We start from the raw sequence: 248 nt of genomic DNA, 5'->3' as shown, positions 1-248 counted from the left end.
GAGCGGGGTTGTGCGACGCGGAGATCATCACGCCGAAGTCGGCGTCGAAGTCCGCGATGAGGTAGGCCGTGGCCGGCGTCGGGATGACCCCGGCGTCGAACACGTCGACGCCGGAGCTCGCGAGGCCGGCGGCCACGGCCGCCGCGATGAACTCGCCGGAGACGCGGGGATCCCGGGCGACGACCGCGGTGGGTCGTCGCCCGGAGTCCCGGGCGTCCTGGCCGAGCACGTGCGCGGCGGCCTGGGCC

General features: G+C 75.8%; 1 pseudogene. It reads right to left on the bottom strand.

Going from position 1 to position 248, the window contains the following annotated elements:
* Window positions 1-248, bottom strand: a pseudogene (locus RG959_RS24700) (phosphoglucosamine mutase); the annotation flags it as partial.

It is taken from the genome of Domibacillus sp. 8LH, assembly GCF_038806185.1.
Lineage (GTDB): Bacteria > Bacillota > Bacilli > Bacillales > Domibacillaceae > Domibacillus > Domibacillus indicus_A.
Note: the sequence above shows the minus strand (reverse complement) of the source record. Positions and strands in the feature narration are given on the sequence as shown.